General features: G+C 64.3%; 11 protein-coding genes. 4 read left to right on the top strand and 7 right to left on the bottom strand.

What is annotated here, in order from left to right; all coding sequences use genetic code 11:
• Positions 1-14 precede the first annotated feature (14 nt).
• From xerD to XI06_RS39945, 3 genes are all read left to right on the top strand, one after another.
• Entirely contained in the window at positions 15-995 is a 981-nt protein-coding gene (gene xerD, locus XI06_RS39955; protein ID WP_237872220.1) for a site-specific tyrosine recombinase XerD, read from the top strand.
• Positions 996-1,183: 188 nt separating this feature from the next.
• Positions 1,184-2,146: an acetyl-CoA carboxylase carboxyltransferase subunit alpha gene (locus tag XI06_RS39950; RefSeq protein ID WP_128949359.1), complete on the top strand. Its 963-nt coding sequence runs from the start codon at positions 1,184-1,186 to the stop codon at positions 2,144-2,146.
• Positions 2,147-2,532: 386 nt separating this feature from the next.
• Positions 2,533-4,050, top strand: a complete 1,518-nt coding sequence (locus tag XI06_RS39945) for a L,D-transpeptidase family protein (RefSeq protein ID WP_271607802.1) — start codon at positions 2,533-2,535, stop codon at positions 4,048-4,050.
• Positions 4,051-4,190: 140 nt separating this feature from the next.
• On the opposite strand, the gene XI06_RS39940 is transcribed toward XI06_RS39945, so the two are convergent.
• The 7 genes from XI06_RS39940 to XI06_RS39910 form a co-directional block, all read right to left on the bottom strand.
• Positions 4,191-4,886, bottom strand: a complete 696-nt coding sequence (locus XI06_RS39940) for an ABC transporter ATP-binding protein (protein ID WP_237872225.1) — start codon at positions 4,884-4,886, stop codon at positions 4,191-4,193.
• Positions 4,879-5,613 carry an ABC transporter ATP-binding protein gene (locus XI06_RS39935; protein WP_271607801.1) on the bottom strand — a complete coding sequence of 245 codons (735 nt, stop codon included), beginning with the start codon at positions 5,611-5,613 and terminating at the stop codon, positions 4,879-4,881. Before XI06_RS39935 ends, XI06_RS39940 begins: the two co-directional genes overlap by 8 nt.
• On the bottom strand, positions 5,600-6,694 hold the full coding sequence (locus XI06_RS39930) for a branched-chain amino acid ABC transporter permease (protein WP_237872229.1): 1,095 nt from the start codon (positions 6,692-6,694) through the stop codon (positions 5,600-5,602). The genes XI06_RS39935 and XI06_RS39930 overlap by 14 nt, the downstream gene beginning before the upstream one ends.
• A 6-nt stretch (positions 6,695-6,700) precedes the next feature.
• On the bottom strand, positions 6,701-7,915 hold the full coding sequence (locus XI06_RS39925) for a substrate-binding protein (RefSeq protein WP_271607800.1): 1,215 nt from the start codon (positions 7,913-7,915) through the stop codon (positions 6,701-6,703).
• A gap of 4 nt (positions 7,916-7,919) precedes the next feature.
• A complete protein-coding gene (locus tag XI06_RS39920) occupies positions 7,920-8,777 on the bottom strand; it encodes a branched-chain amino acid ABC transporter permease (protein WP_237890917.1) in 858 nt (285 codons plus the stop codon).
• A gap of 36 nt (positions 8,778-8,813) precedes the next feature.
• Complete coding sequence (locus XI06_RS39915) at positions 8,814-10,328, bottom strand: amidase (RefSeq protein ID WP_237872233.1); 1,515 nt, start codon at positions 10,326-10,328, stop codon at positions 8,814-8,816.
• 150 nt (positions 10,329-10,478) lie between these two features.
• Positions 10,479-11,663 carry a substrate-binding domain-containing protein gene (locus tag XI06_RS39910; RefSeq protein WP_237860128.1) on the bottom strand — a complete coding sequence of 395 codons (1,185 nt, stop codon included), beginning with the start codon at positions 11,661-11,663 and terminating at the stop codon, positions 10,479-10,481.
• Between the two features lie 179 nt (positions 11,664-11,842).
• On the opposite strand from XI06_RS39910, the gene XI06_RS39905 reads away from it, so the two are divergent.
• Positions 11,843-12,277 (top strand): MarR family winged helix-turn-helix transcriptional regulator, encoded by a 435-nt coding sequence (locus XI06_RS39905; RefSeq protein ID WP_237860130.1) that lies wholly within the window; start codon positions 11,843-11,845, stop codon positions 12,275-12,277.
• Positions 12,278-12,391 lie beyond the last annotated feature (114 nt).

Below are 12,391 nucleotides of genomic sequence, written 5' to 3'. Positions count from 1 at the left end.
CTAGCCTGAAGGGCATGCGCAAATCCTCCGCCAAGCCCTCCAACGTCAAGCCCTCCGACGCCAAGCTCACCGGCCTGTTCCTCGACATGCTCGCGGCGGAACAGGGTGCCGGGCCCAACACGCTCGATGCTTACAGGCGCGACCTCACCGATTTTTCCGAGTTTCTGACCCGAGCTGGCCACAGCTTTGTGGACGCCGAGACGCAGACGTTGCGCGATTATCTCGGCGACCTCGATGCGCGCGGCTTCAAATCCTCCAGCGTCGCGCGGCGGCTGTCGGCGATGCGGCACCTGTTCCGCTTCCTGCTGAACGAGCGCATCCGAACCGAAGATCCCGCGGCGATCCTGTCTGGCCCCAAGCGCGGCCGCGGCCTGCCGAAGGTGCTGTCGATCTCGGATGTCGACCGCATGCTCCGCCGCGCCAAGGAGATGAGCGAGGCGGCGGACGCTTCGCCCTCGCAGCGGCTGCGGGCGTTGCGGCTCTATTGTCTGCTCGAGGTGCTCTACGCCACGGGCCTGCGCGTCTCCGAGCTGGTGTCGCTGCCACGCACGGCGGCCAAGCGCGACGCCCGCATGATCGTGGTGCGCGGCAAGGGCGACAAGGAACGGTTGGTGCCGCTCAACGAGGCCTCGCGGCAGGCGATGGCGGATTATCTCGGTGCGACGGAAGCCTCCAAGGGCGAGAAGAAGGGCAGCCTCGCCGCTACGAAATGGCTGTTTCCCTCCTTCGGCGAGAGCGGGCATCTGACGCGGCAGCATTTCGCCCGCGACCTCAAGGAGCTCGCGGTCGCTTCGGGACTGCAAGCACGGCTGGTCTCTCCGCACGTGCTGCGGCACGCGTTCGCGAGCCACCTGCTGCACAACGGCGCCGACTTGCGCATCGTGCAGACCCTGCTTGGCCATACCGACATCTCGACCACCCAGATCTACACCCACGTGGTCGAGGAACGGCTGAAGAGCCTGGTGCGCGACCTGCATCCGCTGGCGGAGAAGTAGCCGCCACCGCTCCGCGGCGGGCTAATCCGCCTTGACTTCGGCCACATCTCCGCAGAAAGAGCCGTGGCCTTATCCTTGATTTGGCGCGCTCCCGAGAGCGCACAGGTCAACCCCTTGAAGAAGCTAAACTTCTTTTCCTGAAGCCAGCCTCGCTTCGCCTCGTCGTCCCGTCCCCCTATATTGAAACGATGCCAGACCAGATGCGCAGCTATCTCGACTTCGAAAAGCCCGTCGCCGAGCTCGACTCCAAGGTCGATGAGCTCAGGACGCTCGCTGCCTCCGGCACCGACATCGCCGAGGAGATCGGCCGGATCGAGGACAAGGCCGCGCAGGCGCTGGCCGACCTCTATCAAAACCTGACGCCCTGGCAGAAGACGCTGGTGGCGCGGCATCCGCAGCGGCCGCATTTCAACGACTTCATCAAGGGCCTGATCACCGAATTCACCCCGCTCGCCGGCGACCGCAAGTTCGGCGAGGACGAGGCACTGGTCGCGGGCTTCGGCCGCTTCCGCGGCGAAGCCATCTGCGTGATGGGCCAGGAAAAGGGCGATTCCACCGAGAGCCGCATCAAGCACAATTTCGGCATGGCGCGCCCCGAGGGCTATCGAAAATGCGTGCGGCTGATGGAGATGGCCGAGCGGTTCGGCCTGCCGGTGCTGTCGCTGGCCGATTCCGCCGGCGCCTATCCCGGCATCGGCGCCGAAGAGCGCGGCCAGGCTGAAGCGATCGCACGCTCGACCGATGCCTGCATGGCGCTGACAGTGCCGAACGTTGCCATCATCACCGGCGAAGGCATGTCGGGCGGTGCCATCGCCATCACTACCGCCAACAAGGTCTTGATGCTTGAGCACGCGATCTACAGCGTGATCTCGCCGGAAGCCGCCTCCTCGATCCTCTGGCGCGACGGCTCCAAGGCGCAGGAAGCCGCCAACAACATGAAGATCACCGCCCAGGACATGCTGCGCTTCGGGGTGATCGACAGCATCCTGAAGGAGCCGGTCGGCGGCGCCCATCGCGACCCCGCCGCCATGATCGCCACCACCGGAGACGCGATCGCCAAGGCCTTCGACGAGCTCCGCGGCATGGACGGCGAGGCCATCCGCAAGCAGCGCCGGCAGAAATTCCTCGATATCGGCCGGAAACTGGGCTGATTCATCGTCATTCCGGGGCGATGCGCAGCATCGAACCCGGAATCTCGAGATTCCGGGTTCGCCCTTCGGGCGCCCCGGAATGACGGTTTGGTGGCCCGGTAACCCCGCATTAACCCTTTTTTTGCCCAAATCGGCGATCTCAGTACCGGTTCGACTGCAAAGTCCAAGTTCCGGCCCAGTTTAAGTCTCTGTTGACCACGCCGCCGCGCCAACGGGCTCGTGATCCCCGGTCGGGTTGCGACCTCAAGGGGCGGAGGTTAGAATTTTAATCAATGGCTTCAGGGCATAAGCGCTGGGGTTTGGTCTGAAAAAGTCCGGCTGTCCGGTCAGGCCAAGCTCCACAAATCGGGGTTCGCGCTTCCGCCCGGCACGTTGTGGGGTCCATCTTGAATTCTCGTTCGCTTGCTCGCGCGCTCTTGGCTTCGGTTGCGCTTGCCGTCAGCATCGTGCTCGCCGGCTGCGATACCGATCAGGTGTCGCTGGCGACCAACGCCAAGGCCAATCAGCCGGTCTCGCCCAAGCTCATCGCCGCGATGGGCGAGAAAGATATGGATCTGAATTCGCCGATCCTGATCCGCCTGTTCAAACAGGAAGCCGAGCTCGAGATCTGGAAGCAGACCCGATCAGGCCAGTTTGCGCTGCTCAAGACCTATCCGATCTGCCGCTGGTCGGGCGATCTCGGACCGAAGGTGCGGGAAGGCGACCGCCAGGCGCCGGAAGGATTCTACTCGATCAATCCAAGCCAGATGAATCCGCAGTCGGCCTATTACCTCTCGTTCAACACCGGCTTCCCCAACGCGTTCGACCGCGCCTTGGGGCGCACCGGCTCGCAGTTGATGGTGCATGGCGATTGTTCGTCACGCGGCTGCTACGCCATGACGGACGAGCAGATCGCTGAGATCTATTCGCTCGGCCGCGAATCTTTCTTCGGCGGCCAGAAGGCGTTCCAGTTCCAGGCCTATCCTTTCAGGATGACGCCGGTGAACATGGCCAAGCACCGCAACAATCCGAACATGGCCTTCTGGAAGATGATCAAGGAAGGCTATGATCATTTCGAGGTGACGCGGCAGGAGCCGAAGGTCGACTTCTGCGAGAAGAAGTACGTGTTCGACGCGGCCAAGGCGCCCGACGCCAAGCGCGATCCCGTGTTCGATGCCTCCGCCAAGTGCCCGGCCTACGTGATCCCCGAAGACATCGCCAGCGCCGTGCGCGAGAAGGAGCAGCGCGACGAGGCCGAGTACAGCAAGCTCGTCGCCCGCGGCACGCCGGTGGCGCGCATGAACACCGGCATCGACGGCGGCATGAACAAGGTCTTCGCAGCCAAGATTCCGGAAGGCTCGACCGGCCTGTCGGAAGGCGCCGAAGGCAATACGCTGCAGATGCTGGCGATGTCGAAGGCGCCGGGCACAATCCCCGGCACCGTCAACCCGCCGAAGCCGAACCTCGAGCCGGCCGCCTCCGCGCCGCAGGAAGAGCCGGTCGTCGCCGTCAGCGCGCCCGCGACCAACACACGCGTCGCCTCGGTTCAGCCTGCCGAAAAATCCGGCGGCTTCTTCTCCAATATCGGCCGCAAGATGGGCTTCAGCACCGCCGACACCACGGCGACCACGCCGCCGCCGCAAGCGACCGCCTCCGTGACCCCGGCCCCCGCAGCGCCGAGCACGGCCTCCAAGCTGAAGGCCGCGGTGACCCATCTCGTCCATCGCGATACCCCAAAGGATAAGCCGGCCGTTGCCGCCAGGCCCGCCGAGCCGGCAAAGCCCGCGGAGACCAAGGTCGCCGCAACGCGGCCCGCGCTGAAGCCGTCGGTGAACGATGGTGCGGGCGACAGCGGCCAGATGGCCGGCGCTGCACCCGTGGTGTCGTCCAACTCGTTCGACAGCCGCTTTGGCGCGTTGAAATAAGGACGGCTTCGCTCTCGAAACGAACTCCGCCGTCATCGCCCGCGAAAGCGGGCGATCCAGTATTCCAGAGACAGCAGTTTTTGAACCGATAAGCCGCGGCGTACTGAGTTCTGGGCGAGAGCGGCGCGCCTCGCCAAACCCTACGGCGCCAGATACCGCATCAGCTCCGGATTGCCCCTCACCTCGCCCGCCGCGCCTTGCAGCGCGACGCGGCCGCGATCCAGCACGTAGGCGTAGTCGGCGACGCGCAGCGCGAGGTCGAGATGCTGCTCGACGATGATGACGGCGATGCTCTTGGCGAGCTCGATCAGGCGCTCGGTGATCTCCTCGATCACGCCGATCCAGACGCCCTCGGTCGGCTCGTCCAGCAGCAGCAGCTTTGGATCCCCTAACATGGCGCGGCCGATGGCGAGCATCTTGCGCTCGCCGCCGGAGAGCGTGCCGGCGGGTTGGTCGAGGCGCTGGCCGAGCTTCGGAAAGATCGCCAGCACGCGGTCGACCGCGCTGACATCCTTGTTGAAGAGCGAGCCGACCGCGAGATTGTCGCGCACCGACAGGCGCGCGAACACCGAATGCTCCTGCGGCACGTAGCCGATGCCGGCGCGGACGCGCTCTTCGGGGCGGCGGCGGCTGATGTCGCGGCCGTCGAAGCCGACCTCGCCCTTCCACGCCGGCAGCTCGCCGACGATGGTCTTCATCAGCGTGGTCTTGCCCGCGCCGTTGCGACCGAGCACGGCGACGCCGCCGCGCCAGGGAATGCCGAGGTTGACGTCGAACAGGACCTGGCTGCGGCCATAGCCGGCGTCGAGATGCTTGATGTCCAAAAATTCAGGCACGGCGCAAATAAATCTCCTGGACGGATGAGTTGGCCTGGATCTCCGACACGGTGCCCGATGCCAGCACCTTGCCCTGGTCGAGCACGGTCAACCGATCACAGATGTCGCGGATGAAATCGAGGTCGTGCTCGACGATGACGAGCGAGCAATGTTTTTTGATCGGCTGCAGCAATTCGCCGGTGACGCGGCGCTCCTCCAGGCTCATCCCGCCGGTTGGCTCGTCAAGCAGCAGAAGCTTTGGCTTGCCCGCAAGCGCCATCGCGATCTCGAGCCATTGCTGCTGGCCGTGCGACAGTGCAGCCGCCGCGTCGAAGGCGCGGTCGGCGAGGCGGAATTGCGTCAGCATGGTCATGACCTGACCATGCAGCGCGCCGCGCGTGCGCGAGAACACGAGATCGAGCAGCGAGGACTGCGCCTGCAGCGCGAGCAGGATGTTGTCGTACAGCGTCAGCGACGGCAGGACTGAGGTGATCTGGAATTTCAGGCTCATGCCGGCGCGTGCACGCTCGGTCGGCGTGAACGCGGTGATGTCGGTGTTGACGAAGCTCACCTTGCCCTGCGTCGGGACTTCCGCGCCGGCGATGCACTTCATCAACGTGCTCTTGCCGGAGCCGTTCGGGCCGATCAGGCCATGAAACTCGTTCTCGCCGACGGTGAGCGCGGCGCCGTCGAGCGCAGTGAGCTTGCCGAAGATCTTTGAGATGCCCGCGGCTTCAAGGAGCGGCATTTCGCTTCTCCTTCCGCTTGGCACTGAAGCTGCCGACCCGCTCGCGCTCGCCCAGCACAAAGCTGATCAGCCCGAGCGGCCGGAACAGGATCACCAGCAGCAGCAACACGCCGAGAATGATCGGCCAGATATCGCGGTAGTTGTCCGACAGCCAGAAGCTGACACCCTCGACGATGACGGTGCCGATGACGGCGCCGATCAGCGTGCCGGAGCCGCCGAACAGCACGTAAAGAACGACCTGCGTCGAGACGACGACACCGACCATATTGGGCCAGACAAAGCCTTCGTGGAAGGCATAGAGGCTGCCGGCAAGTCCGGCGATGGCACCGCCGATCGCGAAGATGATTGCCTTGAGGTGCTGCGCCTTGTAGCCGAAGAAAGCGATGCGCTGCTCGTTCTCGCGCAAGCCCGCGAGTGCGAGGCCAAACTGCGAGCGCACCAGGAAACGGCAGAGCAGATAGACGACGATCAGGATGCCGAGAACGAGGTAATAGAACGCCGGGCCTTCCGAGAATTCGTAGCCGCCGAGCGTCATCGATGAAATCGAGGGAATGCCGTTCTGGCCGCCGAGATAATACCAGCCGCGCGCGAGCCGGTCGGCGGCGTAGGAGCCCGTGAGAGTGCCGAGTGACACGAAGATCACGCTGGAGGGATGCCGGCCCAGCAGCAGAAAGCCGCCGAGCAGCAGCGCGAAGGTGAGGCCGATCAGCGTGCCTGCCGGCAGCACCAGGAAGATGTTGGTGATGTCGAGGTCGCGCGCGAGCAGCGCGACGCCATACCCAGCCGAACCGAAGAACAGGGCCTGGCCGAAGCTCATGATGCCGGCATAGCCCCAGACCAGGTCAAACGACAGCGCGAACAGCGCCAGGATGACCACGCGCGTCGCGAACACCGTGAGGTAATCCTGCAGCACCAGCGGCGCGAGCAGCGCGGCGACGAGCACCACGCCCTCCACGACCGGCAGGACTTTTCGACCGGCGACAGCCTGGGCGATCGCTACGCGTTCAGTCATTGCGACGTCCGTCTCCCCGCCGAGCTCGGCGGGGATCGCCTGTTTCACTGCGCTCATCGACTTCGACATACGAGCTTAGCATTCCTTGGGATCGACGAGACCATCGCTGCGTCCAACGATCTCGTAATTCCCGCCCTTGGCGACCGCGGTGTACATCTTCATCTTGCAGTGCCGCTTGCCCGGCACCATCTCGGCCGGCCCGCCCGGACCTTCGGCAATCTTGGCGTGATCGAGCGCGGCGGCGACCGATTCGCGGTCGATCTTGCCGGCCTCCTTCACCGCAGCTTCCCACAGCTTCAGGCCGCGATAGGTGCCGGTCGCCGCGCTGCCGGCGGCGAACAGGAAGTTGCCCGGGAAATCCTTCTCGTAGGCCGCCTGGATCTTGGCGTCGAACGGGTTCTCCTTGGTCAGCACCTTGAAATAGTCGAGGCAGCTCGCAAGGCCCTCGATCTCGTTGGCCTGATTGATGTTGAGCGTGTTCTCGTCATAGTAGACGCAGGCAAGACGACCGCCATTCTTGAGGAAGCCCGCTTCATAGAGCTGCTTGAAGAACGGGCCGACACCCGGCGGGATGACGGTGTTGAAGACGACGTCGACCTTGTTGGAGATGATGCGGTTGGCGGTCGAGGAGAAGTCGATCTGGTCGAGCGGATAGTATTCCTCGAACACGACCTCGCCGCCGTTGGATTCGATCACCTTGCGAGCATAGACGTTGAGCGTGTGCGGCCAGACATAGTTGGCGCTCGGCAGCGCGAACTTCTTGCCGCCGTTCTTGATCAGCCAGGGAATGAACTCGTCGCATTGCTGCGCCGGCGTCGGGCCGGTGCAGAATAGAAAGGGCGTGCACTCCTTGCCTTCGTAGAGCTGCGGGTAGATGTAGAGCGTCTTGCCGCGCGCCACGATGGGGTCCTTGATCGCATTGCGCATCGACGAGGTGATGCCGCCCAGCACCATGTCGACCTTGTCGCGCTGGATCAGTTTCCGCACGTTGCCGACCGCGACCGATTCATTCGACGCGGTGTCCTCGATGTAGAGCTCGAGCGGACGGCCGAGCAGGCCGCCCGCGGTGTTGATGTCCTTGATCACCATCTTGGCGACGTTGGCGTCGGCATTGCCGGCGTAGGCGATCGGGCCGGTGAGGTCGGTCGCGATGCCGACCTTGATGGGAGCTTCCGCAGCATTGGCCCAGGGCGCCGGGATCACCCAGCTGCCGACGCCGGTCGCGACGGCACCGGAGGCGAAGGCAAAATTGGACAAGAAGCGGCGACGCGAGAGTTGACGATCGAACATATGACTAAACCCCTTTTCCAGCGATGAGGCCCTGCGGGCGGAATTTGATGAAGGCAATGGCGAGAACGAAGACGAGGACATCGGCGACCACGGGCGCCATGATCCACGGCAGCGCGGCGCTAAGCGTGCCGATGACGCCGGCACCGGCGACCGGGCCAATGAAGGACCCGACACCGCCGACCATGACGGCGACAAAGCCCTGAATCAGGAAGCGGATGCCGAGATCGGCGTAGAGGCTGAACACCGGCACGATCAGCGCACCGGCAAGGCCGGCGAGCGCCGACCCAAAGGCGAAGGTGGCGCCGTACATCAGCGGCGTGGAAATGCCTGACGCACGCGCCAGCGACGGATTCTCCAGCGTGGCCCGCATGCGCAGGCCGAAGCTGGTGCGCGACAGCAGCAGATAGCAGCCGACCATCACCAGGAGCGTGATGACGATGATGGTGAAGCGCCACGCCGAGATGTGCATGGTGCCGATGTCGATCGAGCCGCCGATCGGCTCGGGCACCGTGAGATAGAAGCCGCCGATCAGCCCGCGCACGGATTCGCGGATGATCAGTCCGAGCGCGTAGGTGCCGAGCATCGCCACGATCGGCGCGGCATAGAAGCGGCGGATGATCAGCGCCTCCAGCACGAAGCCGAGCGCGCCGACCAGGAAGGGCGCGGCGACCATGCCGGCCCAGATCGGCAGGCCCTTGGCATGGGCGAGATAGGTGATGTAGGCCCCGAGCAGGACGAACTCGCCCTGCGCGAAGTTGAAGATGCCCATCATGCTGGCGATGATCCCGAGCCCCAGCACGATCAGGACGATGATCGCGCCAAAGCTCAGGATTTCGAACGCCGCGACGAACGCGTTAGCCATAGGATGCGATCCACCCCGCCTGCACCAGCGCGCCCCTCACATCTTCTTCCAGTCGCCGACCTGCTCGAAGGCATGCGCGGCGCGGTAGATGGTGGATTCCTCGAACATGCGGCCGACCAGCATCAGGCCGACCGGCAATCCGTCGACCATGCCGCAGGGCAGCGACATCGCGGGATGGTGGGTGATGTCGAACGGCGCGGTGTTGGAGATCATCTCCAGCGCGCGGGCGACGTAGTCCTCACGGCTGGCATTGGGCTCCGGCAGCTTGGTCGCCTTCATCGGCGTGGTCGGCATCAGCAGCAGGTCATAATCACCGAGCGCCTTGTCGTAGGCCGCGGTCAGCCGCCGCGAGATATTGAGCGCCTTGCCGTAGAAGCGTGGGCCGAAATTATTGTTGATGTAGGTACCGAGCATCATGAACAGCTTGGTGGTCTCGGACAGCGAATCGGCCTGGCGGCGCCAGCCGCGATGGAAATCCATCAGCGAGGTCGAATAGAGATCGCCGCGGCTGAGCCCGTAGCCATCGCCGAACATCATGGTCTGCGTCAGACCTTCGGTGCCGATGGGCGTCCAGATTGCGCCCCCCAGGAGATGCATCGGGATCGACACCGTCTCCACGCTGGCGCCAAGATCCTTGAAGCGTTTCGCCGCCTCGCGAACACTTTCATTCACCACGGCCTCTGCGCCCGGCTGCTCGAAGCCTTCCTTGACGATACCGATCTTCATGCCCTTGACGCCCTGGCCGAGCGCTTTGGTGTACTCCTCGACCTTCGGTGCCTTGATGCGCGGATCGTAGCCGTCGTCGCCGGCGAGCACTTCGAGCAGCAGCGCATTGTCGGCGACCGTCGCGGTCATCGGGCCGGTGTGATCGACATAGATCTCGATCGGCATGATCCCGGTGTAGGGCACGAGGCCCCAGGTCGGCTTCATGCCGTAGATGCCGCAGAACGAGGACGGCATGCGGATCGAGCCACCCTGATCGCCGCCGATCGCCATGTTGACCTCGCCGAGCGCAACCACGACGCCCGAGCCCGACGACGAGCCGCCGGCCGAGTAGCCCATCTTGTGCGGATTATGCACCGGGCCGTAGGAGCCGGTGTGGCTGCCGCCGGACAGGCAGAAGTGCTCGCAATGCGTTTTGCCGACGATCTCGGCGCCGGCATCCAGCATGCGCGTGACAATGGTGGCGTCGAAATCGGGCATATAGCCTTCCAGGGTCGACGAGCCATTGGTCATGGGCACGCCGGCCAGCATGATGTTGTCCTTCAAGGCCACCGTCTTGCCCTTGAGCTTGCCGCTGGCCGCACCCTTCACCGTCGATTTGCGATACCAGGCATTGCGAGGGTTCTCCTCTGCCGAGGGCCGGTAGCCCGGCGTGCGCGGGTATTTCACCTCGGGCACCTCGTCGGGCATCGCGGCGACGAGATTGTAGGCCTCGATCGAGCCCTGCATCAGACCGCGGAACGAGGCGACGTCGTCGTCGGTCAGTGAAAGGCCGCACTGCTCGGCGACGCTGCGAAGCTGGGCTGGCGTGGGAAGGACAACTGTCACGGCGCTCTCCTGAAGTTTCTTGAAACGAAGATGGGCGTGGCCGCCCCGGCGCGACGCACCATCGGCCCCGCGGAAACATTCAAAACGGAAATATTTTCCTTTTCAAGTATTATTTTGCGCTCAGGCGCCCTGCGAATTGTCGCGCGCCGGTCAGATCGGCTTGATCAGCTTGAAATCGAGACCATCGGCCTCGGCGAGATGCATCGGCATCCGCGCGCGCCCGTCGCGAACGGTGACCGTTCCGCGCGCGCCGCTGTAGACGATGTTGCGGCCGGCTTTGAGCATCGGGCCCATCGCCAATGAGCCCGCCTTGTTGGCGACCGCTTCGAGAAAGCGCATGCCTTCGTAACCGGACTGACCGACCGAGCCGATCGGCGGCGCGTTCGGGCCGAACATCGCGCGATAGCGGCCCTGGAAGTCGTCATTGGCGCGCGCGCCGGTGCCGGTGAAATAGCCGGAGGCGCAGAACATGTTCTCGCTGTTGTCGGCGCCGATGCCGAGCAGCACGGTATCGTCCATGGCGCCGGCGAGCCGCAGCGTGGTGGCCCCCAGGCCGCATTCGCCGAAGGCACGGTTGAAGGCGCTGCTGTCGGTGCCGATCAGCGAGATCAGCACCACGTCCGGCCGCGCGGCGCGGATGCGCGCCAGATGCGGCTCGTGATTGTCCTCGCCGAGCGGGACGAACTCCTCGCCGACGACGTGGCCGCCGGTTTCCTTGATGTAGTTCTTCACCGCGCGGTGCGACTGCCAGGGCCAGACGTAATCGCTGCCGATCAGGTACCAGCGCTTCGCCTTCTTGACGTCAGCGAGCCAGTGGATCGACGGCCGGCTCTGCCAGCGCGGCGTCTCGCCGATCGCCATCACGCCCGGCGTGCGCTCGCCGCCTTCGTAGACCGGTGTGTAGATATAGGGGATGCGATGCCTTGTGGTGATATCGCGCAAGGCGACGCGGACCGCACTGGTGTGCAGGCCGACGATGAGATCGAGCTCGTCGAAGGCGATCGCCTGCTCGGCGCGGTTCAGCACCTCGTCCAGCGGACCGCCGGCATCGTAGACGGAAAACTCGATCTCGCGACCGAGGATGCCACCGCGCTTGTTGATCTCGGCAACGGCGAGCTGCGCGGAATTGGTCGCGCAGGGACCCCAGACGCCCGGGGATCCCGTGCAGCAGATGAAGCCGCCGACACGCAGCCTGTTGGTGCCGCGCCGCTTGAAGAGGGCGTGATCGCGCGGCGACAGCGCGCCATCAGCCGCCGATGACGACAGATTCCTGAACAGCAAAGACGGCGGCAACGCCGGACCGCCGTGAGCCGGGAAGTTTACCGTCGCGCGCACGCCAACTCCTGTCTGGCACCAGACCTGAAAGCACATTGAGCAGGCGGCCGCGGCTTCCGCCCTTTTGTTGGGCAATGATCCTATTTTGAAAATATTGAATATTCAACAATTGAAGTGCATATAGATGCAGCATTGATTGCAAGACATTCACTCATTTGGGTCAAGACGAAGTCTTAGCCGTGGCAAAATCGAACGCTCCCATCACCGAACACCTCGCCTACCTGCTCGCGCAAGCCAACCGGGAGATCAACCGGCAGCTGGAACTGCGCCTCAGCAAGGAGGGAGTTCCCGTCGAGCAGTGGCGCATCCTGAAAGTGCTGTCGGACGGCGACGGCCACTCGATGGGCGAGCTTGCCGACGCGGTGCTGCTCAACCATCCGACGCTGACCAAGATGATCGACCGCATGGTCTCCGACACGCTGGTCTATCGCCTGCAGGACCCCAACGACCGCCGCAAGGTGCTGATGTTCATCTCCGACCGCGGCAAGGTGCTGTGCAAGAAGCTCAACTCGCTCGCGGTGGACCAGGAGGAGCACATCCTGGAGAGCTACGGCGACAAATCGACGAGCGAGTTGAAGCGGCTGCTGGAGAACTTGATCGATAGCTCGAATTGAGTTGCTTCGTCGTCCTGGACAAGCGAAGCGCAGATCCGCGCGCACTCGATAGATTCCGCGGTATGGATCCCGCCCCCCCGTGCGCAATTGCGCACTAGGCCGGGACGCCAGTGA

Source organism: Bradyrhizobium sp. CCBAU 11434 (genome assembly GCF_028128895.1).
In the GTDB taxonomy this organism is placed as follows: domain Bacteria; phylum Pseudomonadota; class Alphaproteobacteria; order Rhizobiales; family Xanthobacteraceae; genus Bradyrhizobium; species Bradyrhizobium zhengyangense.
This window is presented reverse-complemented; position numbering and strand designations above follow the sequence as displayed.

Coding starts and splice junctions, on each gene's coding strand:
- xerD (WP_237872220.1), top strand. CDS start 15: ATGCGCAAATCCTCCGCCAAGCCCTCCAACGTCAAGCCCTCCGACGCC.
- XI06_RS39950 (WP_128949359.1), top strand. CDS start 1,184: ATGCCAGACCAGATGCGCAGCTATCTCGACTTCGAAAAGCCCGTCGCC.
- XI06_RS39935 (WP_271607801.1), bottom strand. CDS start 5,613: ATGCCGCTCCTTGAAGCCGCGGGCATCTCAAAGATCTTCGGCAAGCTC.
- XI06_RS39930 (WP_237872229.1), bottom strand. CDS start 6,694: ATGTCGAAGTCGATGAGCGCAGTGAAACAGGCGATCCCCGCCGAGCTC.
- XI06_RS39925 (WP_271607800.1), bottom strand. CDS start 7,915: ATGTTCGATCGTCAACTCTCGCGTCGCCGCTTCTTGTCCAATTTTGCC.
- XI06_RS39920 (WP_237890917.1), bottom strand. CDS start 8,777: ATGGCTAACGCGTTCGTCGCGGCGTTCGAAATCCTGAGCTTTGGCGCG.